This is a genomic window from Amycolatopsis sp. NPDC049868 (assembly GCF_044461365.1).
Taxonomy (GTDB): domain Bacteria; phylum Actinomycetota; class Actinomycetes; order Mycobacteriales; family Pseudonocardiaceae; genus Amycolatopsis.
In genome coordinates this window covers 863098-884723 of record NZ_JBITKV010000001.1, presented here as the reverse complement: position 1 = coordinate 884723, position 21626 = coordinate 863098, and the positions used below count along the sequence as shown (strand labels likewise).

The following is a 21626-nucleotide window of genomic DNA, read 5'->3' as shown; positions in this document are numbered from 1 at the left end:
CCGGCGGGTCCGACAGAACTCGGTGCCGGAGTGCTATGAACGGTCCGTTCCTTGCAAAATTTGCAAGGAACGGACCGTTCATAGCGCCCGAGAGGTGACACTTATGGGGGTGGAAGGGCTACTTTCCGGAAGCGGCCTTGATGAACTTCGCCAGGTCCTTCGCCTGCCGCACCCGCGACTCCTCGTGCACGTACATCATGTGCCCGGCCGGGTAGTACGCCGTGTCGATGTTCTCCCGCAGTTCCTCGGGAATCTGAAGGCGCGCCAACACGTGCTCCGAAGCGAAGTACGGCGTCGCGCCATCGTAGTGACCGAAGGCGACATGCACCCGAAGGTGCGGGTTCGCCCGCATGGCCGACGCGAGCGAGTCCACAGAGGACACCGAGCGACCCTCGAAGTCCGAGTACGACCAGGCCTTGAAGACGTCCGTCGAGAGGATCTCGTACGGCAGGTCGTTCTCGTAGCCGAGTTCGGCCCGCACGTAGTGGTTGAGCCCGCCCGTGTAGGCGCCCATGATCCGCGAGATCGACGGGTCGTCGCTCATGTGCTCGCGGCCACCGTCGGGCTCCCAGGTGGTGAACCGGCCGTCCATCCGCCCGACGACCAGGCCCTTGTCCCGCAGCAGCTCGGTGAAGTACCGGACGTGCTCGATCCGCAGGTTGACCCGGTCCACATAGGACTCGCTCAGCCCGGTCAGCGAAGCGAGCGTCGCCACCGCTTCGGCACGGTCCTGTGTGGACAGACGTGCGCCACGTGCGAGGGCCCAGGGGAGTTCCTTGGCCGCGAAGTCCTCGGCGTCGGCGAGGACGTCGTCGAGCGGCCGGTCGCCGTGGAGTCCGTGGTAGTGCGCGATCGCCGCGTACGTCGGCACGTAGAGCGAGTACGGCAGGTCGTTGCCCTCGGTGAACCGCAGCGTGCCCAGGTCCAGCACGGACGAGATCAGCAGGAGCCCGTTGAAGTACATCCCGTGGCGTTCCTGCAGATGCGACGCCAGCCCGGCCGCGCGGAGCGTGCCGTACGACTCGCCCGCCAGGAACTTCGGCGACAGCCAGCGCTGTTTGCGCGAGACCCACAGCCGGATGACCTCGCCGATGGACTCGATGTCGGCGGTGTACCCGTGGTACTCCTTGGCCGCCTCGCCGTCCACGGCGCGTGAGTAGCCGGTCGAAACCGGGTCGATGAACACTAGGTCGCTGTGCGCCAGCAGGGTTTCCTGGTTGTCGGTCAGCCCGTAGGGCGGCGCGACCGGGTCGTCGACGTCGCCCGAAAGCACGCGGCGCGGGCCGAGCAGGCCCATGTGCAGCCAGACACTCGCCGAGCCGGGCCCACCGTTGAACGCGAAGGTGACAGGGCGCGAGCCGGGCTCCGCGTCGTCGAGCGTGTAGGAGGTCAGGAACACCTCGGCCTTGGCCTTGTGGCCTTCGGACTTGCCGTCGGTGATGACCTCCTTCCGCAGCACGATCCGCCCGGTCTGGGCGGTGTAGGCGAGCTTCTTGCGCTTGAGGGTGAGCGTGTGCTTCGTGGTGACCAGGTCGTCGGTCGGCTCGACCTTGGTTTCCACCGACGGGGTGTCCTTCTCGTCGGTGGCCTTCGAATCGGGATTGGTGTCCGGCATGCCTCCAACTTACTGGCAGTCTGTAGTCGTGGACATCGTCACGGCGCATGATCGCCCGGGCACGCTCCGGCAGGCGATCGAGATCCAGGAAACCCTGCGTGGCCTGGTCGATCTCGAAGATCGCTGTCCACAAGAGATCGTCACGGTCACCGGGCTGGACGTCGCGTACGACGAGGGCAGCGGCCTCATCGCCGCCGCGGCGGTCACCCTCGAGACCTCCGGATTCCGCGTCGTGGAAAAGCGATCGGTCGTTTCCCGGGTTTCGTTCCCGTACGAACCGGGCCTTTTCGCGTTTCGTGAGCTTCCTCCGCTGCTCGACGCCCTCCGCGCGCTCGATCACGTCCCGGATCTGCTGGTCTGCGACGGGCATGGCCTGGCGCACCCGCGCCGGTTCGGGCTCGCCTGTCACGTCGGTGTCGTGACCGGCCTGCCGTCCATCGGGGTCGGCAAGACCCGGTTCGTCGGCGAGCACGACGAGCCCGGCGGCGAACGTGGCTCGCGGGCACTCCTGCTGGACGAGGGTGACGTCGTCGGCGCGGTCCTGCGCACCCAGGACGGCGTGAAGCCCGTTTACGTCTCCGTCGGCCACAAGATCTCGCTGGAGAACGCCTGCCGTCAGGTGTTGCGGCTGTGCCCGTCGTTCCGTCAGCCGGAGACGACCCGGCACGCCGACCGTCTCGCCCGCGACACGCTGAAGGAAGCGTTATGAGGTTCCGTTCGCTCGCCGAACTCGACGCCGAGGTCGTGAACTGCCGTGCCTGCCCGCGGCTGGTCGCCTGGCGCGAGGAGATCGCCGTGGTCAAACGCGCGGCGTTCGCCGGCGAGACCTATTGGGCCCGGCCGGTGCCCGGCTTCGGCCCACCGGACGCGTCGCTGGCGATCGTCGGCCTGGCCCCTTCGGCGCATGGTGCGAACCGGACGGGTCGCCTGTTCACCGGCGACCCGTCCGGTGACGTTCTCTTCAAGGCCCTTCACCGGGTCGGTGTCGCGTCGCAACCGACGTCGACCCGTATAGGTGACGGGCTAGAGCTGCGCGGAACCCGGATGGTCTCCCCGGTGAGATGCGCGCCACCCGCCAACAAGCCCACACCTGAGGAGCGGGAGACCTGCCGATCGTGGCTCGCGGCCGAGCTCACGTTGCTGAAACCGACACTGAAGGCCGTCGTGGTGCTCGGCGCCTTCGGCTGGCAGGCGTTGCTGCCGGTGCTCGCGGAGGCAGGCTGGCCGGTGCCCGCGCCACGCCCGAAATTCGGTCACGGAGTCGAAGCGGAACTCGGCGACCTGCGCCTTTTCGGCTGTTACCACGTGTCGCAGCGCAATGTCCAGACCGGCCGCCTGACGCTTGACATGGTGTGCGACGTCCTGGCCTCCGCGACCTCGGCGGCCGGCCTGAACTGAATCGGTGCGGAAACCGTGGCGACGCTGGTCACAGCCGGATGGGGTCTGCGAGCGATCTCAGCTGATGGGTGCGACTATAGAAATATGGCTGGTGTTAAGTCGGAACCGACACGGATCCTCGTCCTTGGTGGTGGGTACGTCGGGCTCTACACGGCGTACGGGCTCCAGAAGATGCTCCGGGCCAACGAAGCGTCCGTGACGGTCGTTGATCCGCAGCCGCACATGACCTATGCCCCCTTCCTGCCCGAGGCGGCGGCCGGTGCGATCGAACCGCGGCACGTGGTCGTGCCGCTGAGGCGCGTGCTCAAGCGCTGCCACGTGCTCACCGCGCGCGTGACGAAGATCGAGCACGAGCGCAAAGCCGTGACGGTCGAGGCCGCCGACGGGCACGTCGAGCAGCTGAACTACGACGTCCTCGTGGTCGCGCTCGGCGCCGTCGCGCGTATCCTGCCGATCCCGGGCCTGGTCGAAGAAGGTATCGCCTTCAAGACCATCGGCGAGGCGATCTACCTGCGCAACCACGTCATGACGAAGCTCGACGAGGCTGCCAGCACGCTCGACCCCGAGCAGCGCAAGCGACTCCTGACCTTCACGGTCGTTGGTGGCGGGTTCGCCGGTATCGAGGCGCTCGCCGAACTCGAGGACATGACCCGCTTCGCGGTGGAGAACTACTACCCGAACCTCAAGGTCGAGGACATCCGCTGGGTGCTCGTCGAGGCCGCCGGGCGGATCCTCCCCGAGGTGCGCGAGACGCTCGGCGTGTACACCGTCGAGCAGCTCGAAAAGCGCGGCATCGAAGTCTATTTGTCGACAGCGGCGAAGTCGTTCGAGAACGGCCATGTCGTGCTTTCGGACGGCACCGAATTCGACACCGACACGATCATCTGGACCGCCGGTGTGAAGGCGAACCCGGTGCTCGCCAGCTCGGACCTGCCGCTGGACAAGCGCGGCCGGGTCGAGGCCACCGCCGCGATGCAGGTCGTCGGGCACCCCGACGTCTGGACCGCCGGCGACAACGCCGCCGTGCCGGACCTCTCGCGCACCGAGCAGGACCCGACCGCGACCTGTCCGCCGAACGCGCAGCACGCCGTTCGCCAGGCGCGTCTGCTGTCGAAGAACATCATCAAGGTGATCCGCGGCGGCAAGCCGAAGGACTACTACCACAAGAACCTGGGTGCGGTGGCCAGCCTCGGCCTGCACAAGGGTGTCGCCGACGCGCTGAACCTGAAGATCAAGGGCTTCCCGGCCTGGCTCTTCCACCGCGCGTACCACCTCAAGGCGATGCCGACGTGGAACCGCAAGATCCGCATCCTGTTCGACTGGATGCTCGGCGGTCTGTTCCGGCGCGAGGTCATCTCGCTCGGCCAGATCAACAACCCGCGCGAAGAGTTCGACAGGCTGTCGAAGTCCTGATTTCGTAGTTCCGTGAAGGCCTCCTTCCCTACCATGAACATAGGGAAGGAGGCCTTCACGGCGTTTAAAGTGTGCCGGTGCAGGCATTCCGGAAGCTGAAGCCGCCCATCCAGTCCACCCTTCCCCAGCCGGGGCTGACCCCGCTCGAACTCGCCCACGACCTCGTGGAGCGGATCGAACAGGGGACGAAGTATGCGCGGATCCGCAAACGCCGGTTCCGGACGAGGTCGGTCATCCTGCGGGTACTGGCGCTGCTGCTGTCCGCGTCCTCGACGATCATCCTCGGCCTGCAGAATCTGAATCCGTGGACGGGGACGGCGTTCGCGCTGGTCGCCGTCGTCACCGTGGTGAACGTGCTCGAACCGTTCTTCGCGTGGCGTTCGCTGTGGGTGCTGATGGAAGAAGGCCAGTACAAGTTCTACCGGCTGCGTGACGAGCTGACCTACTACATCGCTTCGACGCCACCCGAAGAGCTCGATCAGGCCGTGTTGCGCGAGACATTCGACCAGTACCAGGCGATCTGGGACCTCGTCGGGAACAGTTGGCTGAAGTACCGCCAAGCGGACAAAGCGAACTAGGTCATCGCCTCGCTCGTGGCATCGCCTAGGCTGACCCGTGCCCCGGTAGCCCAACTGGCAGAGGCAGTCGACTTAAAATCGACACAGTGCGGGTTCGATCCCCGTCCGGGGCACATACGGCGTCTCGGACACGAGGCGTTCCGCTCTGTGGACATGCTGGTCCGCGCGGTCGGCCGCTGCCGACAATGACCCCCATGACCGGAACCGGCCTGACCGACGAAGCCACCTATGACCGCACGCGGAATGAACAATGGCGGGCGGGGAAGGCGCTGTCGCGGCGCGGAATGCTCCGGCTGACGGCCGGCGGCTCCCTCGCGTTGACGGCGTTCGGCGCGCTTCCGTCCGGGACGGCATCGGCGGCCGCACCGATCCTGAAGCCCCTGCCGCCGGAGATCTTCGAGGTCTACGGCACCAACGCGGAGACACGTTGGGAGGCGCTGAGCGGCCAGGGATATCTGACCCCGGTCGAACGCTTCTTCGTGCGTAACCACACCGCCACACCGTCGATAGACGTCGGCACCTGGCGGCTGAAGCTCTTCGGAACCGGGCTGCGTGGAGGACCGGTCGAGTTCAGCTACCGAGACCTGCTCCGGTTGCCCTCCGAGACGATCACTTCCGCCATCGAATGCGCGGGCAACGGACGGAGCTACTTCACCAGCCAGCAAGGGCAAACGGTGTCCGGCACGGCGTGGAAGCTCGGTGCGATCGGTGTCGCGCGCTGGCGTGGTGTCCGGCTTTCCACGGTGCTGGCCAAGGCGGGCCTGACGCGGCACGCGGTCGACGTCCTGCCGGAGGGGTTGGACGCCGATTACGTCACCGGTGGGGTCAACCTGGGAAAGGTACGCCGTCCGCTGCCGGTCGCGAAGGCGTTGCAGGATGTTCTGCTGGCCTACGAGATGAACGGCCGCCCGCTCCCGCCGGACCACGGCTACCCGGTGCGGCTCGTCGTGCCCTCCTGGGCGGGGATCTCGTCGATCAAATGGCTGGGGCGCATCGAAGTCTCGGAAACGCCACTGGTGTCTCCGTGGAACACGCAGTACTACCGGCTGCTTGGGCCGGACTATCCGGCGGAGGGCACGCTCGTGACCCGGCAGGTGGTCAAGAGCGCGTTCGAGTTGCCCTGGAACGCCGAGTTCGCGGCCGGCAGCAGGCAGGTGCTGCGCGGCCGCTCGTGGTCGGGCAACGGCCGGATCCGGCGGGTCGACATCGATACCGGAGGCGGCTGGCGGCAGGCGAAGTTCGTGGGCGCGGCCGCGGATCGAGGGTGGCAGCGCTGGGAGATCCCTTGGCGCGCCGGTGATCCAGGTGTCCATACGCTGCGGGCGCGAGCCACGGACATCACCGGTGTCACCCAGCCCGAGGTCACCCCCCACAACACCCAGGGTTACCTGTTCGACGCCGTCGTCCGGCATCCGGTCCGGGTGGTGTGAGATGACGCAGCCGGTCGCGGTGAGCGTCGAGCCGACCGTCGAGCTGACCCTGGCGTTGCGGGTGAACACCGACTCCGAGCACGCCGCCACGATCGCCGCGCGCCTGCTTGAGTCCTTTGAGGACACGGTCGGCGTGACGCTGACGGCACGGACCGTCCAAACCGGCCAGGTCGTCGAACTCGCCGGGCGGCGGCGGTCCGGTGAGTCCGCCCCGCCGCTGCGTATCGAACCGGATTCGCGGCGAGTGCTGCTGCGCGGCGAGGTACTGGAGTTCACCAGGCTCGAGTTCGACCTCCTGCTGTTCCTGAGCCGGAATCCGGACCGGGTCTTCGACCGCATCACACTGATGGAGCGGGTGTGGGGCCTGTCCGGCGGCAACGGGCGGACCGTGGACGTCCATGTACGCAAGATCCGCGGCAAGCTGGAACCCGTCCTGACACCGATCGCGACGGTGCGCGGGGTCGGCTACCGGTTCGACGGGGCCGGCCAGGTGCTCATCGCGGGCTGACTCGTCATCCGGGCAAAGCCGGGATGACAGGATACGGACCGTGACTCCCACTTACGTCCTGATCCACGGTTCCAGCAGCGCCTCGTTCACCTGGGGCCCGCTGCAACGCGAGCTCGCCCTGCTCGGCCACCGCACGCTGGCCGTCGACCTTCCCGGACACGGCTTCGCCGCCGGTTTCCAGGCCGCTTACCAGGCGCCGCAAGACCTCGCCGCGCTGGCGACGGCGCCGTCGAACCAGGCAGGTGTCACCTTGGCCGAAGCCGTCGAGCAGGTGGTGGACGTCGTGCGCAAGGTCGCCGAGCACGGTCCGGTCATCCTGGTCGGGCACAGCCGAGGTGGGCTCGTGCTCACCGGCGTCGCGAACGCCGTCCCGGAACTGATCGACCGGATCGTCTACATCTCCGCGTGGTGCTGCGTCGACGCGACGGTGGGCGAGTACATGCAGGGGCCTGAGTACGCGAGCAGCGCGCTCAACGACGTCGGCGGGGTCGTCGTCGCGAACCCGGCCGAGCTCGGCGCGCTCCGGATGAACTGGCGCACCGCCGATCCCGAGCTGCTGGCCGCGTTGAAGACCGCGATGATCGAGGACGGCACCGAGCAGGAATTCTTCGCCTACCTCAACACTCTCGAGCCGGACGAGAGCCTCGACGCCGGTACCGAACTCGCCGACGCCGCCACCTGGGGCCGGATCCCGCGCACCTACATCAGGCTCACCGAAGACCGGTCGATGCCGCTCGCGCTGCAGGACCGTTTCATCAAGGAGGCGGACGCGCTCACCCCGGGCAACCCGACCGACGTGCGGTCATTGACGAGCAGCCACGTCCGTTTCCTCGTCCACCCGCAGGAGGCCGCCGCCGTCCTCGCCGGGCTCGCGTGACGATTCGGCGCCGGATGCCCGAAGGTCAGGGAGCGACGAGCCCGGCTTCGTAGGCGAAGATCGTCAGCTGGACCCGGTTGGTCGCGTCGAGTTTCGCGAAGATCCGGGTGATGTGGGTTTTCACCGTCGCCTCGCTCAGATGCAGTTCCGCGCCGATTTCGGCGTTGGTTCCGCCTTGAGCGACGGCGGTGACGATCTGCCGCTCGCGTTCGGTCAGGGTGCCCAGCCCGGCTCGCGCCCGATGACGGCGCGGGCTCGTCCTGGTCGCGACGAAATGCCCGATGAGTTTCCGCGTCGTCCGTGGCGACAGCATCGCCTCACCCGCCGCGACCACACGCACCGCGTCGATGATCTCCTGCGGCGAGCCCTCCTTCAGCAGGAATCCGCTCGCGCCCGCGCCGAGCGCGTCGAAGACGTACTCGTCGAGGTCGTAGGTGGTGAGCACGAGGACCTTCGGCGGATTGGGCAGCGCGGTGACCGCGGCGGTCGCGGTGAGCCCGTTCATCCGCCGCATCCTGATGTCCATCAGCACGACGTCGGGCGCGTGCATGGTCACCTTCGGCACGGCCTCGTCCCCGTCGCCCGCTTCCGCGACGACCTCGATGTCGCCCGTGCTGGACAGGATCATCGACAAACCGGTTCGCACGAGCGGGTCGTCGTCGACGAGCAGCACTCGCAGTGGGCGCTGGTTCACCCGGTCAGGTTAGTGGTGTCCCCACGGTAGCCAAGCCCGGACGGCGAATGTGCGCTCTTCGGTGGGCCCGGCGCTGACACTCCCGCCGATCAGCGTGACGCGTTCGCCGATCCCCGTCAGCCCGGCGCCCGCACCCGGCGGCTTCCCCGCCGCGGCGGTCGCGGGCAGCGGATTGACGACCTCGACGGTGAGCCCGTTCCCCGGCCCGCCGCGAACCGAAACCTCGGCCGCCGCGCCCGGCGCGTGTTTCAGGATGTTGGTCATCGACTCCTGGACTATCCGGTACGCAGTCGTGCCGAGCAGCGCCGGCGCACCGCCCGCGTCGTCGAGCAGGATCGTCACGTTGGCCCCCAAACCGGCCCGGCGGGCGTTGGCGACCAGTTCGGGGATGTCCGCCAGCGTCGGCTGTGGCGGCTCCGGATGGATTCCGTTCTCGCCGTTTTCGCTGAAACCCTGGCCATCGCGAAGGACCCCGATGACCTGCCTCAGATCTTCGAGCGACTGGCGCGCGGTCGTGCGGACCGTCTTGGCAGCTTCCGTCGTCGCGGGTCCCTTGCTGACCTCGAGCGCGCCGGCCTGCAGCGACAGCAGCGAGAGCCGGTGCCCGAGGACGTCGTGCATCTCGCGCGCGATCCGGGTGCGTTCCGCGCGGCGGGTCATTTCGGCGCGGAGTTCCTCTTCTTTGGCCTCGCGGATCGCGAGCGTGTCCTGCATCCCGCGGACGACCCCGACGGTGAGCGGCACGGCCGTCATCACGACGGCGACCGTCAACGTCCCCATCAGCTGTACGGCGGAGAACTGCTTGCCGACGATCTGCCCCGCGACGGTCACGTCGGGATGGCGGTTGGCGTCGCCGAACAGCGCCCACGCGGTGGCGACGTAGACCAGGACGGACCCGCCCCACAGGACGCGGTCGCGGCGGCGCGCGGCCAAGGCGGCGAGGGCGACCAACGCGGCCAGCGCGTCGGATCGGAAGCAGAGCGGCGGCACCAAGGCGATGCCGAGGACGAGTTCCGGCCATTTGTGCCGCCAGCAGAGCATGACCGCCGCCGCGATCCCGGTGAAGAAACCGAGCGTGGACCACCACGTCGGATCGAACGATTGCGTCGCCGGAAGGTAACCCTGGGCGCTGAAGACGAAAATGCTGCTGATCACGCACGCCGCGACCGCCACCACGGTGAGCACCACACCGAGCACACGCCTTGCCATGCGCTGAGCGTACGCAAACCCGCTTGGTCGGCCGCATCAGCGGAATCGGTCCTTCATGACGCGGGAATTACGACTTTCGTCGTACCGGGTTCGCGCGCCGAGGACGACGCGGGCGCCTCGTGATCGCTGGTTGTATGCCGCCTCGTTCATCCCTTTGGAAAGGAAAACCCCGTGACCCAGCAAACCCCCTACACGCCGGCCCCGCAAGCCCCCGCCAGCCCGATGCCACCGCGCAACGGCATCGGCGTCACGGGCTTCGTTCTCGGCCTGGTGGGGCTGGTCTTCTCCCCGATCCCGTTCGTCGGCGTCATCGCCTGGCCGCTGGTGATCCTCGGCCTGATCTTCTCGATCATCGGGCTGATCCGCGTCAAGAACGGGAAGGCCTCGAACAAGGGGCTCTCGATCACCGGTATCGCCTTGTCCGCACTCGGGCTCGTGGTCTGCATCGTGTGGATCTTCGTGTTCAACGCGGCGGTCAACGAGGTCAACAACGAGATCAACCGCACCGCGAAGGTGTCCTACGAGGTCACCGGCGACGCCACGAACGTCGAGGTCATCTACGGCGAGGTGCTCAACCCCGTCACCGAAACGGTTCCGGCGCTGCCGTGGAACAAGGAAGTCGAGAACAAGGGCGTCATCAAGGGCGGGACGCTCACGGTCACCACCGGCGAGACCGGCGGATCCGTCACCTGCAAGATCACCGTCGACGGTGCGGTGGTTTCGACCAAGACCGCTTCCGGCGAATTCGCGATGGCCGCCTGCACCGGAGTGTGACGGTCGGACCGTGAAAGGCCTCCTTCGCCATTCTCGGGGTGGCGGGGAGGCCTTCGCGATTCCGGCATGATGCGGTCATGACCGAGCCTGTCCATCCGTTCGCCCCTCCCGCCGACGAACGTCACTGGATCGAAACCGTCACCGAACTGGCGAAGGACTTCGCCACGAGCGCCGCCGAGTTCGACGAAACGGCGGAGCTGCCCATCGCCAACCTTCGTGCCTTGCACGCGATCGGCCTCGACAGGGCGACCTTGCCCGCGGAGTTCGGCGGCGAGGATCTCAGCTATCGGACCTACGGCGAGATCGTCCGGATACTCAGCGCGGCCTGTTCTTCGACAGCGTGTGTCTGGGTGATGCATATCGGCGCCGCCGTCGGGCTGGCCCAGTTGTCCGCCCCCGAGGTGGGCCGCTTCTACGCCGAGGAGCTCATCGGCGGCAAGCGCTTCGCCAACGCGCTGTCGGAGCCGAGCAGCGGCAACATGTTCCTGATGCCGCAACAGGTCGCCGAACCCGTCGACGGCGGATACCGGCTCACCGGCGCCAAACGATTCGTATCCGGTTGCGAGGTCGCCGACCACTTCCTGGTCAACGCGCTCGTCGGCGGCGTGCCCACCTTCTTCGGCGTATCGCCGGACGACACGATGAGCTTCGTCCCCATCTGGGACACGATGGGACTGCGTGCCAGCCGAAGCCAGCTCGTCTCGTTCGAAGGCACCGTCCTGCGGGAGGACCGCAGGTGCCCGCCCACGACCGTGCGGCGGCCGAATCACATCGCGGCGGGCCTCGCCTTCCTGTCACTGGGGATCGCCGACGCGGCGGAGCAAGCGCTGATTTCGCACGCCCGGAGCCGCGTCATCCCGGCGACCGGGGAGCCGCTCGCCGGAATGCAGTGGCTGCAGTTCGAAGTCGCGGACGTCCATGCCCGGCTCGAAGCGTCGCTCATGTACGCCCGGAACATGGCGTGGCTGGCGGATCAGAACTCGCCGGAGTTCCTGCCCGCGACCATGACGGCGAAGGTGCTCGCGAACGACATCGCCCGCGACGTCGCCCAGGTGGCGCTGAAAGCGGGAGGCGGTTCGGGCTTCCTGCGCACTTCGCCGATTCAGCGGCTGTTCCGGGACGCGCAGGCGGGTGGGCTGATGGCCTATTCGGCCGAAGTCAGCAAGGACCGGATCGGGAAGACGGTGCTCCTGCCGCAGGACTGACCTCGGATGGCCGGCCGGGTGACGTCAAGCCCGGCCGGTCCCGCCGGAGCGGGTCAGCAGCAGCCGCTGCCGCAGCAGTCGCAATCGCACCAGTCGTCGTTCCGCATGGTCATCCACCTCCTCCCTCGGGTCCGCATCCGGGTGGGCACCAGGCGCCGGGAAGCGGATCGGCGCATTCGGCGCCGGACATCCCGGACAGCATGGAAGTGAGTTCGGCGCGCAGCTCGCCGAGGCGCGCCATCTCCGCTTCGATCTCGGCGAGATGGCGTTCCAGCATGGTTTCGGCGGGTTCGCACGGGCACACCCCGGTGTCGCGCACGCTCAGCAGGTCACCGATCTCCGTCAGCGACAGCCCGAGCCGCTGGGTGCCGCGGATGAACCGCAGCCTGTCGATGACGTCCTCGTCGTAGCGCCGGTGTGCCCCGGTCGTCCGCGCGGGCGCGGGCAGAAGGCCGATGCGCTCGTAGTAGCGCACGGTGTCCGGCCGCACTCCGGCGCGAGAGGTCACCTGGGACATGGTCAACGCCGTCAGCGCCTTCGTCGCTTCGGTTCGCATGGAGTGAGCGTAGAACTTGGACCCGGCTCCAGAATCAAGTTCGAATTCGACGGGGCTCACGAAGAGAAGACGACGGCCCGGCGCGTCCGCATCATTCGAGAGGGTGGAAACGGCGAGAGGACGGCACGGTGACTGACTTCCGGTACGTGATCAGGGACCTCACCACGGAGGGCGAACAGGTCGATGCCTTGGTGGCAGGCCTGGACGACGCGGGATGGGAGCTGCCGACCCCCGCGGCGGGCTGGTCGGTCAAACACCAGATCGCGCATCTCTCCTTCATCTTCAAGATCGCCGGGTTGTCCGCGGGCGAGCCGCAGAGGTTCGCCGAAGTCATGAAGAGCTCGATGGCGCGCGGTTTCGACGCCGCGGTCAACGCGGCACTCGACGACTACCTCGGCGACCCCGACGAGGTACTGCTCAGCCGCTGGCGCGCCGAACGCGACGCCGGCATCAAGGCGCTCGCCGCGGTCCCGGCGGACCAGGTCGTTCCGTGGCTGGTCAACCCGCTGCCGCCGGCCATCCTCGCCTGCGCCGGGATGATGGAACTGTTCGCCCACGGTCAGGACATCGCGGACGCGCTGGGAGTGCGGCCGGAGCGGACGGACCGGCTCGCGTACCTCGTCGGCTTCGCCGTCCGGGTGCGGGACTTCGGCTACGAGGCACGGGGACTGACCCCGCCGGAACAGGAATTCCGGTTCGAGATCACCGCGCCGTCCGGGCAGTTGTGGACGTTCGGGCCCGAGGACTCCCGGCAGCGTGTCACCGGAAGCGCGGAGGACTTCTGCCTGCTGGTCACCCGGCGGCGTCACCGCGACGATCTCGACGTCCGTGCCGAGGGGGCGCTGGCGGACCAGTGGCTCGACATCGCGCAGGCGTACCGCGGTCCCGCGGGCGAGGGACGCTCGCCCGGACAGTTCGGCCGTTGAAGATTCCGTCACTTCCGCGGTGATTGGGCATCCTGGAAGTCGCGATCAACTCCGCTCGGTGCGATCGTCGATGGCACACGGGGTCTAGGAGGCGATCGTGGCACGAGTGTGGCTGATCAGGCATGGCGAAAGCGAATCCAACGCGGGGCTTCCCGGCGGTGAGCCGGGGGCTTCGGCGTTGACCGAACTCGGCCGACGGCAGGCCGTCGAAATCGCGGACTCGCTGGCCGAACCGCCGCGGTTGATCGTGACGTCGCCGTTCTTACGGGCGCGGCAGACCGCCGAGCCGACGATCGAGCGGTTCCCCGGCGCGGAGCGTGAGGAGTGGCCTGTCCAGGAGTTCACCTTTCTCGGCGAACTCCATGGACAGGTCACCACCACTGCCACCCGTAAGCCGTACACGGAGGCCTACTGGTCCCGTGCCGACCCGCACCACGCGGTGAACGGTGCGGAATCCTTCGCCGCTCTCTTCACCCGGACCCAGGAATTCCTGGCCCGGCTGGGAGAACGGGAACCCGGGCCGATCGCCGTCTTCACGCACGGGCTCTTCATTCGCGCGGTCATGTGGTCACTGCTGACCGGGACCACCACCCCGGACAGCGGGGCCATGCGCCGATTCCGCACTTTCGCCGACACCTACCTCGTGCCGAACGGCAACATCACCGAACTGCGGTACACGCCCGGGAAACGGATTCCGCGCATGGTGGTCCCACTCGCCTCGCGGTTCGTCGACCGCTAGGGCTTCAGCAGCAGCCGGAGTTCGTTCACCCCGGTCATGTGCGGGCTGGGGATGAACGATGGCGGAACGGCCGGATCGGTGCGCAGATCCGGGAAACGGTCCAACAGGATGTTGAGCGCCGTCTTGCCTTCGAGCCTGGCGAGCGGGGCGCCGATGCAGAAATGGATCCCGCGGCCGAAAGCCAGATGCGGGTTGTGCGCCCTCGCCGGATCGAAGACGCCCGGATTCGTGAAGGTGCGCGGATCCCGGTTCGCCGCCGCGACCCAGATACCGAGCATGCTGTCCGGCGGGACCGTCTGGCCACCCAGTTCGACTTCGGTCGTCGTAGCGCGGGCGACGAGCGCGAACGGGCTGAGGAACCGCAGTGATTCCTCGATGGTGGTGGGCAGCAACGCACGGTCCTCACGGACCCGCCGGGACTCGTCCGGATGGGAATCGAGGCACAGCACCGTGTTCCCGAGCAGCATCGTGGTGGTGATGTGGCCGGCGAGCAGGAGCACGTTCGCGAAGTTGACGACTTCGTTCTGCGTGAGTTTCGTGCCGTCGACCTCGGCTTCGGTGAGTTTGGTCAGCAGGTCCTCGCGCGGATTCCGCCGTCGATCGTCGACGTGCTCGGAAAGGTAATTCACCAGATTCTTCACCTGCGCGGACGTTTCCTCGGCGGCCTTCTTGTCCGCTTCGGTCTGCTTGATCAACGACCTTTGCTGGCTGTTCCGCAGCAACGTGTCGACCCATTTCTTGAACAGGTCGCGATCGCTCGCCGGGATGCCGAGCAGTTCGGCGATGACGATCACCGGCAGCGGGTAGGCCAGATGGGTCACCAGTTCCATCGAGTCCTCGCCGTCGACCGCGTCGAGGAGCTCGTTCGTCAGCGCGGCGATGCGCGGTTCGAGATCCGCGACGACCTTCGGTGTGAAGGCGTGGCTCACCAGCGTGCGCAGCTTCTTGTGATCCGGAGGATCCATCTGGAGCAGGTTGCCTTCGGCGAACAAGTCCTTGTCCGGTGAGATCTCCTTGGGGATCAGCCGGGTGGTGTCGGAGGAGAACACCTTGGGATCACTCAGGGTCTTCAGCGCCTCGGCGTGGCCGTAGACGTTCCACATGCCCGTCTCGGAGTCGAAACGGACCGGATCGGCCGGGAATTCATCACGAAGCCAGAACTGGCTTTCGTGGACGCCCCAGGTTTCGGCGATCGTGGTCATGGCTTGCCCCCTTCTTCTCGTGGTGGAGGAGCGCGGATCAAGCGGGCTCCTCGGGGCCGTCCTTCCGGTAGATCCAGGCGCGATAGGACGAGATCAGATCCTGGAACGCCTGGATCACTTCGGCCGCGGTGGCGGCCAGATCCGCCATGGACGGTGGCTCCGGCGGCTCGAACGCCGTCCGGATGATGTGCGCGAGAGCGTCGGCCTTCTCTTCGATGGTGAGGTCGGCGCCGTCGACGGTGAAGCTGTCCATCAGATAGAACCCCAGCGCCGAAGCACGCAGGGAAAAGAGCAGGTTCGGGATGTCGTCGCGCAGCAGGCCCCGGTCGGTCATCGTCTTCAGGTACCGCTCGGTCACGACCGCGTCCTGATCCTGCAAAGGATGTTTCTTCAACCGGCCCAGCAATTCGGTGTTGCCGGTGATGAGCGCGCCGAGCAACGGGTTCCGCTGGGTGTACAGGAAGGCGGCCCGCTGGAACCGATGCGGGACGACTTCCGCCGGATCTTCGTCCAGCCGCTCGAGAAGGTTCTCGGCGGCACGGAGGGATTCACGCAGGAGCAGCGCGTGGAAGAGGTTTTCCTTGGTGGGCCAGTGCAGGTAGATCGTGCCCTTCCCGATGCCCGCCTGGCTCGCGATGTCCTCGATGGTCACCTTGCGGTAGCCCAGCCGCGACAGCAGGACGCCGGCCGCGTCGAGGATGCGATCGGCGCGGCCGGCGGTGCGGTCCGGACGTTCTGCCACGTGCGCTCCCAGTGTCTGACTTGTTGACCAGAATTGCTCATCTGGTCATCCGGTCAGTTAGACGGTAGCGCCGGGCGGGCTGATCCGGCAAGGAAATCGGCGAGTTCTTAACGCAGACGGTGGGCGATCAGGAATTTCCAGATGACCGGGGTCGCGTCGATGACGGTCGGAGTAGCGGAGTCGTTGTTCGGCGCGGTGCTCGGCCAGACGTGCCCGGCGCCTTCGACCCGGTAGTGCTGAAGCGAGCAACCGAGCCATCGTTGGACGGTGACGTCGGCTTTCGGCGAGTACTGGATCGGACGTGGGAAGCAGCCGTTCCGGTCTGCCCAAGCCGCGAGCCAGTCCGGCAGCGTCGGCAGGCCCTTGGCGGGATTCCCGGTGTAGGGGATCGTCGCGTCGGCCGTGCCGTGGAAATCGAGAATCGGTGCGGGGCGAGACGGGTGGCACTCGCCGCCTTGCGGGTAGAACGCGCCGGCGACCGGGGCGAACGCCGCGATCCGGCCCGGCATCCGGCAAGCGAGGACGCCGACGAACCCGCCGCCGTTCGATTTGCCCGTCGCGTAGATCCGGCTGGAGTCGACGCACAGTTCCCGCTGAAGCGTGTTCAGCAGATCGCTGGTGAAGAGCACGTCGTCGGCTGCCGCCGAATACGGCGCGCCGGTCCATGCCGACTCCCCGTCCGTACCCGGAAGCCCTTGCGGGTAAACGGAAATCGCGTCATACGCGGAAAACCCGGACAGCTCCTCCTGATACTTCGACGTCCGTTTGTGGCCATGGAACGACAACACCAGCGGGTACGGCCGTGACGACCGGTACTGCGCCGGCACGTGCACCGTGTACTCGCGGACCAGGCCGCCGGACGTCAAGGTCCGCAGAGTCGTCGCCCCGGCGGGGACCGGGGACGGACGCTGGCAGCCGGTCGTCCGCACCGGATGGTCGACCGGCGACGGCGCGGCCGACGCCATCGGGGTGGTGAGCAGGCTCAGTCCGGCAGCGGCGGTGGCCGTCAGCGCGAGACGGCGCAGGTATTTCGTGGGACCAGGCACGCGATCCTCCTTGATCGGGCGGCAGGGCGGTGATCAGGGTCACTCCTGACGCGTGCCTGGTCAGCATTGTGTTCATTGAGTTTTCGGACCGCTTTTCACGTCACCCTGCCGGGCGACCCGTCTGATCGCCCGGCCTGGGCCGCGGTTGGTCAGCCGCAGGCGCGTTTCGCCGTGAGCACGCGGGTCAAGGCCTCGTCGACCCTGGCGGCCGGGAGATCACCGGACGTCAGCGCTTGCTCCAAGGTGGCCAGCACCGAGCCGACGTTGCCGCCAGAGGACCACAACGCCTGATCCGCCCCGGCCTGCAAGGCCTTGAGCACAGCCGTTTGCAGCGGGTACTGCGACGTGATCGCCTTCATCGCCCCGAGATCGTCCGTGATCACCGGGCCGTCGAACGCGTAGTCCTTTCGCAGCAGCCGGTACGCCGGCGCCGACAGGGTCGACGGTGTCCCGCCGGTCAGGTCGGGCACGTCCAGATGTCCGACCATGACGCCGATCTCGCCGTACTCGCCGATGTCGCGGTACGGAACCAGATCGACCTTCCGCAACGAGGCCAGCGGCGGTGTCCGCACCAGTCCCTTGTGGGAGTCCCCGCTGGCGTGCCCATGCCCGGGGAAGTGCTTCAGTACTGGTTGTACTCCGGCGTCCCGCAAGCCCTGCGCGAACGCCAGGACGTACTTGCGCGCGACTTCGGGATTCGCTCCGAACGACCGGTCACCGACGATGTCGCGGTCCGGCTGGTCGGTGATGTCGGCGTCGGGCGCGTAATCGACGGTGACGCCGCGGGCCAGCATCTGCCGGCCTCGCTCGGCGGCCTTCGCTCGCACCTGTGCAGGTGTCAGGGTCGAGGCCATCTTCCGTGCGCTCGGCATATCGCCGTCGAGGGCGTCGATCCGCTGGACGCGGCCGCCTTCCTCGTCGATCGCCACCGATACCGGGACCTTCGCCGCGCGCTGGACCTCGTCCAAGGCGCGGTTCCGCAGGAGCGCCGTCTCATTGCCGCCGAGGAAGATCCCGCCGACCTGCTGATCGCGTACCAGCTTCACCGCCGCCTGCGGGTCGCCGGCGTTCACTCCGACCACCACCAGCTGGGCCAGCCGCTGCCGGGGGCTCATCCCGGCGATGACGGCTTCGCAGCCTGAAACGGGCACCTGCTCCGCCCTCGGTGACGGCGAGGGTGTGCTGGAGCTGGGTGGGACTGAGGCGACGCTGCTGCGCGGCGGAGATACCGTCCCCGCCGGCTGTGCGGACCCGGCCTCGTCGTTCGCCGTACCGCACTGCACGCTGGTGAGCAGAACGGTCGCGGCTCCCAGGATGACGGTCGTCCATCGCTTCGTCGTCTTCGGTCGCCCGGAGTTCATCGGCTCGTTTCGTTCGTCGTCCATGCCGGTGTCGACGGTAACCCCATTTGCCCTTTCGTACGCGCTTGCGTGTCCTTTGGTGCGAGAGCGCGCCCGCCGGGCCTCTGGCCCCACCTCCTTCCTCTTCCGTGTTCTCCCTCGTCAAACGGATGCTCGGACTTGACAGCTCGATCTACTCCGCCGTAGATTACCACATGGTTATGGAACCGCAAGGTTATCAACCGATGCCGCGGGCGCCGAAGTGATCGTGAGAAGTCGAACTCGTGAGAACTGCTCGAACAGAGGAAACGGAAAGGCGGGCGACCGTGGCACAAGATCTGCTCGATGTCACCTTCGCGGCGCTCGCCGACCCAACCCGCCGCGCGATCCTCGCCCGGCTCGCGCGTGGTGATGCCACGGTGACGGAGCTGGCCGAGCCGTTCGCGATGAGCCAGCCCGCCATCTCCAAGCATCTGAAGGTGCTGGAGCGGGCGGGGTTGGTGGCGAGAGGGCGCGACGCTCAGCGCCGCCCCTGTCGGCTGCTGGCGCAGCCGCTGAAGAGGGCGAACGAATGGCTCGGCGGCTACCGCCGCTACTGGGATGAGGCCTTCACAGAGCTGGATCTCGTCCTGGAAGAGGAGATCCAGCATCCGGAACGCCGGGGCGAGACCGATTGACCACCGCACGAGCGGAAGGGAACAGCACGATGGGACGAACTCTCAGCGTGACGAAATCCGGCGATCTCGAGATCGTCATGACGAGGTCCTTCGACGCACCGAGGGCACTGGTGTTCGACGCATGGACGAAACCCGAGCTGGTACGCCGTTGGTTCGGCCCACGCGACTGCGAGGTCGTCGAGTGCGAGATCGACCTGCGGGTCGGCGGTAGATGGCGCTACCGGCTGCGCCACGGCGGCGGGATGGAGATGGTCCTGCAAGGCGTCTACCAGGAGATCGATCCTCCGGGACGGCTCGTCTCCCTCGAGACGAACGAGGACTGTGAGGCGTCGGAAGGACAGGCCCTGGCGACTCTGACCTTGGTCGAACACGACGGGGTCACCACGCTGACCCAGGTGGTGCGGTACGGCTCGCAGCGGATCCGGGACGCCGTGCTCGAATCCGGGATGGAGCGGGGCGTCGGCGAAGGCTTCGACAAGCTGGCCGAGGTCGTGGCCGCTCCGGTGAGGGCGGGAACACGATGAACGCCATCGCCGACCGTTATCGCGTCAGGGCCGATGCCTTCGAGAACAAGGTCGCTGCCGTCGAGGCAGGGCGATGGGAGAGCAAGTCTCCTTGCGCGGAGTGGAACGCCAGAGATGTCGTCGGGCACATCGTCGACATGCACGGCGCGATGCTGCGCCCATTCGGACGCGATCTCGGGCCGGCGCCATCGCTCCTGGACGACCCGCTGGGCGCCTTCCGGGCGGCTCGCGCCGACGTCGAAGCCGTCCTCGGCGATCCCGTGCTCGCGGCCACGGAGCACGAGACACCGGCGGGGAAGATGACCGCCGAACAGCACATCGATCAAGTCGTCAGTGCCGACATGGTGATCCACGGCTGGGATCTGGCCAGGGCCACCGGCCAGGACGACACGATCGATCCGGAGGAGGTCGCGCGGATGTGGCCGGCCGCGCAGGCGATACCCGACCAGATGAGGATCCCAGGTGCCTTCGGGCCCGGCATCGTCGTCTTCGGTCCTGAAGTGAAGGTGCCCGAGGACGCGCCTTTGCAGGACAGGCTGCTCGGACTGATGGGCCGAGACCCGAACGCCTGATACGGGTCAGACATGGATCCCGCGATGTCGCCGGGCAGGTCGGGCGGGAACCGGTACCGCGGCGGTATCGGTCCCCTTGGCCGCGGCCAGGACACGTTCCAGAACCGACAGAGAGGTGGTGAGCAAGGAAATCTGGTTCTGGATGCGGGTCTTGGCGATCTCCAGTTCGCCGGTCATCTCCGGCGAGGGCACCAAATGCGTGTGGTTCCCGGAAACACAGGGAAGGAGCTCCGCGATCTTGCCGCTGCACAATCCGGCTGAATAGAAGAGCTGGATCTGCAGCACCCTGGCGATGTCGTCTTCGGTGAAGGTCCGGTAGCCGTTGCCGCATCGGTCAGGCCGCAGCAGGCCTTCCGTTTCGTAGTACCGCAACGAGCGGACACTCACCCCGGTTCGCTTCGCCAGTTCGCCGATCCGCATGAGTCCACAGTAGCCGCGGAAACCGAGGTTGACCGTGACGCCGGTGTCAGGGTTTAGCTTCGCGTGCATGAGGTTGCTAGAAGCGTTCCGCGGTACCGCGATCCAGCTGCCGAATCGCATGGCGATGGCTCCGATGACCCGAGGCCGCGCCGACGATCTCACCGGCGTGCCACATCCGCGGACGGCCGAGTATTACGCGCAACGTGCGAGCGCCGGGTTGATCGTGAGCGAAGGCATCTGGGTGAACAAGACCGGTAAGAGCGGTCCTGGCATCCCCGGACTGGTGACAGCGCAGCAGGCCGAGGCATGGCGTGAGGTGACGGCGGCCGTGCACGAGGCAGGTGGGCGGATCTACGCGCAGCTCTGGCACGCGGGACGGGTCGGTCACCCCGGCGTGACGGGCCGGACACCGGTGGCGCCGTCGGCGGTCCGGCAGGCCGGGCGGATCTTCTCGGCCGACGGTTGGACGGACACGGTCGAACCCCGGGCGCTCGGCGAGGAGGAGATCGGCGAGGTCGTCCAGGACTTCGCCGAGGCGGCACGCCGGGCCGTCGAGGCGGGATTCGACGGCGTGGAACTCCACGGTGCCAACGGCTACCTCATCCAGGAGTTCCTCGCCGGCAACACCAACCGCCGGGAAGACCGTTACGGCGGCTCGGTCGCCGCCCGGCTCACCTTCCCGCTCGAGGTGGTGGCGGCCGTGACCGAGCAGGTCGGTGCGGCCAGGGTCGCTCTGCGTATTTCGCCGGGCAACCCGGAGAACGACATCGTGGAAGACGATTGGAAGGAGGTGTACTCACGATTGCTCGCGGAACTCCGCCGGTACGAGCTCGCATACCTGCACGTCATCGATACCCCTGATGTCGAGGTGCTGTCGCACCTGCGGCCTTTGTGGCCGGGAACGCTCGTCGCGAATCTGCGGTCCGAGAAGCCGACCAGCCGCACCGAGGGTGAGTCTTTGATCGAAGCCGGCCTGGCCGATGTGGTCGCCTTCGGCAGGTTGTTCATCGCGAACCCGGATCTGCCCGCCCGATTCGCTCTTCACGCCCCGCTCGCCGAGGCTGATCACGACGTCTACTACGGCGCCCGGCTCGACGGCTACACCGATTTCCCGGCGTTCGAACCGGACTCGGCGAAGTTCGCCTGTTCGGCGCGCAGCTGATCTTGGCCGCCCGTTCTAC

Annotated in this window: 24 protein-coding genes and 1 tRNA gene; 16 read left to right on the top strand and 9 right to left on the bottom strand. The window is 67.4% G+C overall.

Annotation, left to right across the window (positions count from 1 at the left end):
• Positions 1-118: 118 nt before the first annotated feature.
• Positions 119-1615 (bottom strand): S10 family peptidase, encoded by a 1497-nt coding sequence (locus ACIBTM_RS04355; RefSeq protein WP_395875127.1) that lies wholly within the window; start codon positions 1613-1615, stop codon positions 119-121.
• Between the two features lie 28 nt (positions 1616-1643).
• On the opposite strand from ACIBTM_RS04355, the gene ACIBTM_RS04350 reads away from it, so the two are divergent.
• The 8 genes from ACIBTM_RS04350 (at position 1644) to ACIBTM_RS04315 (ending at position 7819) form a co-directional block, all read left to right on the top strand.
• Positions 1644-2324: an endonuclease V gene (locus tag ACIBTM_RS04350; protein ID WP_395875126.1), complete on the top strand. Its 681-nt coding sequence runs from the start codon at positions 1644-1646 to the stop codon at positions 2322-2324.
• A complete protein-coding gene (locus tag ACIBTM_RS04345; RefSeq protein WP_395875125.1) occupies positions 2321-3013 on the top strand; it encodes a uracil-DNA glycosylase in 693 nt (230 codons plus the stop codon). Before ACIBTM_RS04350 ends, ACIBTM_RS04345 begins: the two co-directional genes overlap by 4 nt.
• A gap of 84 nt (positions 3014-3097) precedes the next feature.
• Positions 3098-4426: an NAD(P)/FAD-dependent oxidoreductase gene (locus ACIBTM_RS04340; RefSeq protein ID WP_005155795.1), complete on the top strand. Its 1329-nt coding sequence runs from the start codon at positions 3098-3100 to the stop codon at positions 4424-4426.
• Positions 4427-4503: 77 nt separating this feature from the next.
• Positions 4504-5004, top strand: coding sequence for a DUF4231 domain-containing protein (locus tag ACIBTM_RS04335; protein ID WP_395875124.1), 501 nt, complete (start codon positions 4504-4506; stop codon positions 5002-5004).
• A gap of 39 nt (positions 5005-5043) precedes the next feature.
• A tRNA-Leu gene (locus ACIBTM_RS04330) sits at positions 5044-5117 on the top strand.
• An 81-nt stretch (positions 5118-5198) separates the two neighbouring features.
• Entirely contained in the window at positions 5199-6434 is a 1236-nt protein-coding gene (locus ACIBTM_RS04325) for a sulfite oxidase (RefSeq protein ID WP_395875123.1), read from the top strand.
• 1 nt (position 6435) lies between these two features.
• Positions 6436-6942 carry a winged helix-turn-helix domain-containing protein gene (locus tag ACIBTM_RS04320; RefSeq protein ID WP_395875122.1) on the top strand — a complete coding sequence of 169 codons (507 nt, stop codon included), beginning with the start codon at positions 6436-6438 and terminating at the stop codon, positions 6940-6942.
• Between the two features lie 40 nt (positions 6943-6982).
• Positions 6983-7819, top strand: a complete 837-nt coding sequence (locus tag ACIBTM_RS04315; protein WP_395875121.1) for an alpha/beta fold hydrolase — start codon at positions 6983-6985, stop codon at positions 7817-7819.
• A gap of 25 nt (positions 7820-7844) precedes the next feature.
• Here ACIBTM_RS04315 and ACIBTM_RS04310 read toward each other — a convergent pair whose 3' ends face one another.
• Both ACIBTM_RS04310 and ACIBTM_RS04305 read right to left on the bottom strand, forming a co-directional pair.
• The gene (locus tag ACIBTM_RS04310) at positions 7845-8492 is read right to left on the bottom strand and encodes a response regulator transcription factor (RefSeq protein WP_350576663.1); all 648 of its coding nucleotides are present in this window, start codon (positions 8490-8492) and stop codon (positions 7845-7847) included.
• Positions 8493-8522: 30 nt separating this feature from the next.
• Entirely contained in the window at positions 8523-9722 is a 1200-nt protein-coding gene (locus tag ACIBTM_RS04305) for a sensor histidine kinase (RefSeq protein ID WP_395875120.1), read from the bottom strand.
• Positions 9723-9944: 222 nt separating this feature from the next.
• Here ACIBTM_RS04305 and ACIBTM_RS04300 point away from each other — a divergent pair, with 222 nt between their 5' ends.
• Both ACIBTM_RS04300 and ACIBTM_RS04295 read left to right on the top strand, forming a co-directional pair.
• Positions 9945-10496: a DUF4190 domain-containing protein gene (locus ACIBTM_RS04300; protein ID WP_395875787.1), complete on the top strand. Its 552-nt coding sequence runs from the start codon at positions 9945-9947 to the stop codon at positions 10494-10496.
• A gap of 77 nt (positions 10497-10573) precedes the next feature.
• Complete coding sequence (locus tag ACIBTM_RS04295; protein WP_395875119.1) at positions 10574-11701, top strand: acyl-CoA dehydrogenase family protein; 1128 nt, start codon at positions 10574-10576, stop codon at positions 11699-11701.
• A gap of 109 nt (positions 11702-11810) precedes the next feature.
• Here ACIBTM_RS04295 and ACIBTM_RS04290 read toward each other — a convergent pair whose 3' ends face one another.
• Entirely contained in the window at positions 11811-12257 is a 447-nt protein-coding gene (locus ACIBTM_RS04290) for a MerR family DNA-binding protein (protein WP_395875118.1), read from the bottom strand.
• A gap of 128 nt (positions 12258-12385) precedes the next feature.
• On the opposite strand from ACIBTM_RS04290, the gene ACIBTM_RS04285 reads away from it, so the two are divergent.
• The gene (locus tag ACIBTM_RS04285; protein WP_395875117.1) at positions 12386-13183 is read left to right on the top strand and encodes a TIGR03084 family metal-binding protein; all 798 of its coding nucleotides are present in this window, start codon (positions 12386-12388) and stop codon (positions 13181-13183) included.
• A 97-nt stretch (positions 13184-13280) separates the two neighbouring features.
• Positions 13281-13922 carry a histidine phosphatase family protein gene (locus ACIBTM_RS04280; protein WP_395875116.1) on the top strand — a complete coding sequence of 214 codons (642 nt, stop codon included), beginning with the start codon at positions 13281-13283 and terminating at the stop codon, positions 13920-13922.
• Here the strand turns inward: ACIBTM_RS04280 and ACIBTM_RS04275 are convergent.
• The 4 genes from ACIBTM_RS04275 to ACIBTM_RS04260 form a co-directional block, all read right to left on the bottom strand.
• Positions 13919-15124, bottom strand: coding sequence for a cytochrome P450 (locus ACIBTM_RS04275; protein WP_395875115.1), 1206 nt, complete (start codon positions 15122-15124; stop codon positions 13919-13921). The two genes, ACIBTM_RS04280 and ACIBTM_RS04275, sit on opposite strands and share 4 nt — an antisense overlap.
• Positions 15125-15161: 37 nt before the next feature.
• Positions 15162-15866 (bottom strand): TetR/AcrR family transcriptional regulator, encoded by a 705-nt coding sequence (locus tag ACIBTM_RS04270; RefSeq protein WP_395875114.1) that lies wholly within the window; start codon positions 15864-15866, stop codon positions 15162-15164.
• Between the two features lie 107 nt (positions 15867-15973).
• On the bottom strand, positions 15974-16912 hold the full coding sequence (locus ACIBTM_RS04265) for an alpha/beta hydrolase family esterase (RefSeq protein ID WP_395875113.1): 939 nt from the start codon (positions 16910-16912) through the stop codon (positions 15974-15976).
• A gap of 149 nt (positions 16913-17061) precedes the next feature.
• Complete coding sequence (locus ACIBTM_RS04260; protein WP_395875112.1) at positions 17062-18297, bottom strand: glycoside hydrolase family 3 N-terminal domain-containing protein; 1236 nt, start codon at positions 18295-18297, stop codon at positions 17062-17064.
• 281 nt (positions 18298-18578) lie between these two features.
• Here ACIBTM_RS04260 and ACIBTM_RS04255 point away from each other — a divergent pair, with 281 nt between their 5' ends.
• Genes ACIBTM_RS04255 through ACIBTM_RS04245 form a run of 3 tightly spaced genes read left to right on the top strand, consistent with a single transcriptional unit; the run spans position 18579 to position 20025 of the window.
• On the top strand, positions 18579-18929 hold the full coding sequence (locus ACIBTM_RS04255) for an ArsR/SmtB family transcription factor (protein ID WP_395875111.1): 351 nt from the start codon (positions 18579-18581) through the stop codon (positions 18927-18929).
• Between the two features lie 29 nt (positions 18930-18958).
• A complete protein-coding gene (locus ACIBTM_RS04250) occupies positions 18959-19453 on the top strand; it encodes an SRPBCC family protein (RefSeq protein WP_395875110.1) in 495 nt (164 codons plus the stop codon).
• Positions 19450-20025, top strand: a complete 576-nt coding sequence (locus ACIBTM_RS04245) for a TIGR03086 family metal-binding protein (RefSeq protein ID WP_395875109.1) — start codon at positions 19450-19452, stop codon at positions 20023-20025. The genes ACIBTM_RS04250 and ACIBTM_RS04245 overlap by 4 nt, the downstream gene beginning before the upstream one ends.
• A 6-nt stretch (positions 20026-20031) precedes the next feature.
• Here ACIBTM_RS04245 and ACIBTM_RS04240 read toward each other — a convergent pair whose 3' ends face one another.
• Positions 20032-20445, bottom strand: a complete 414-nt coding sequence (locus ACIBTM_RS04240) for a MerR family transcriptional regulator (protein ID WP_395875108.1) — start codon at positions 20443-20445, stop codon at positions 20032-20034.
• 67 nt (positions 20446-20512) lie between these two features.
• Here ACIBTM_RS04240 and ACIBTM_RS04235 point away from each other — a divergent pair, with 67 nt between their 5' ends.
• Entirely contained in the window at positions 20513-21607 is a 1095-nt protein-coding gene (locus tag ACIBTM_RS04235; RefSeq protein ID WP_395875107.1) for an alkene reductase, read from the top strand.
• Positions 21608-21626: the final 19 nt, after the last annotated feature.

What these genes read in the sequence shown, in the direction of transcription:
- ACIBTM_RS04250 (WP_395875110.1), top strand. Translation starts at nt 18,959, where the DNA reads ATGGGACGAACTCTCAGCGTGACGAAATCCGGCGATCTCGAGATCGTC.
- ACIBTM_RS04260 (WP_395875112.1), bottom strand. Translation starts at nt 18,297, where the DNA reads ATGGACGACGAACGAAACGAGCCGATGAACTCCGGGCGACCGAAGACG.
- ACIBTM_RS04275 (WP_395875115.1), bottom strand. Translation starts at nt 15,124, where the DNA reads ATGACCACGATCGCCGAAACCTGGGGCGTCCACGAAAGCCAGTTCTGG.
- ACIBTM_RS04325 (WP_395875123.1), top strand. Translation starts at nt 5,199, where the DNA reads ATGACCGGAACCGGCCTGACCGACGAAGCCACCTATGACCGCACGCGG.
- ACIBTM_RS04320 (WP_395875122.1), top strand. Translation starts at nt 6,436, where the DNA reads ATGACGCAGCCGGTCGCGGTGAGCGTCGAGCCGACCGTCGAGCTGACC.
- ACIBTM_RS04245 (WP_395875109.1), top strand. Translation starts at nt 19,450, where the DNA reads ATGAACGCCATCGCCGACCGTTATCGCGTCAGGGCCGATGCCTTCGAG.
- ACIBTM_RS04345 (WP_395875125.1), top strand. Translation starts at nt 2,321, where the DNA reads ATGAGGTTCCGTTCGCTCGCCGAACTCGACGCCGAGGTCGTGAACTGC.
- ACIBTM_RS04235 (WP_395875107.1), top strand. Translation starts at nt 20,513, where the DNA reads ATGAGGTTGCTAGAAGCGTTCCGCGGTACCGCGATCCAGCTGCCGAAT.
- ACIBTM_RS04290 (WP_395875118.1), bottom strand. Translation starts at nt 12,257, where the DNA reads ATGCGAACCGAAGCGACGAAGGCGCTGACGGCGTTGACCATGTCCCAG.
- ACIBTM_RS04240 (WP_395875108.1), bottom strand. Translation starts at nt 20,445, where the DNA reads ATGCGGATCGGCGAACTGGCGAAGCGAACCGGGGTGAGTGTCCGCTCG.
- ACIBTM_RS04305 (WP_395875120.1), bottom strand. Translation starts at nt 9,722, where the DNA reads ATGGCAAGGCGTGTGCTCGGTGTGGTGCTCACCGTGGTGGCGGTCGCG.
- ACIBTM_RS04355 (WP_395875127.1), bottom strand. Translation starts at nt 1,615, where the DNA reads ATGCCGGACACCAATCCCGATTCGAAGGCCACCGACGAGAAGGACACC.
- ACIBTM_RS04340 (WP_005155795.1), top strand. Translation starts at nt 3,098, where the DNA reads ATGGCTGGTGTTAAGTCGGAACCGACACGGATCCTCGTCCTTGGTGGT.
- ACIBTM_RS04300 (WP_395875787.1), top strand. Translation starts at nt 9,945, where the DNA reads ATGCCACCGCGCAACGGCATCGGCGTCACGGGCTTCGTTCTCGGCCTG.
- ACIBTM_RS04295 (WP_395875119.1), top strand. Translation starts at nt 10,574, where the DNA reads ATGACCGAGCCTGTCCATCCGTTCGCCCCTCCCGCCGACGAACGTCAC.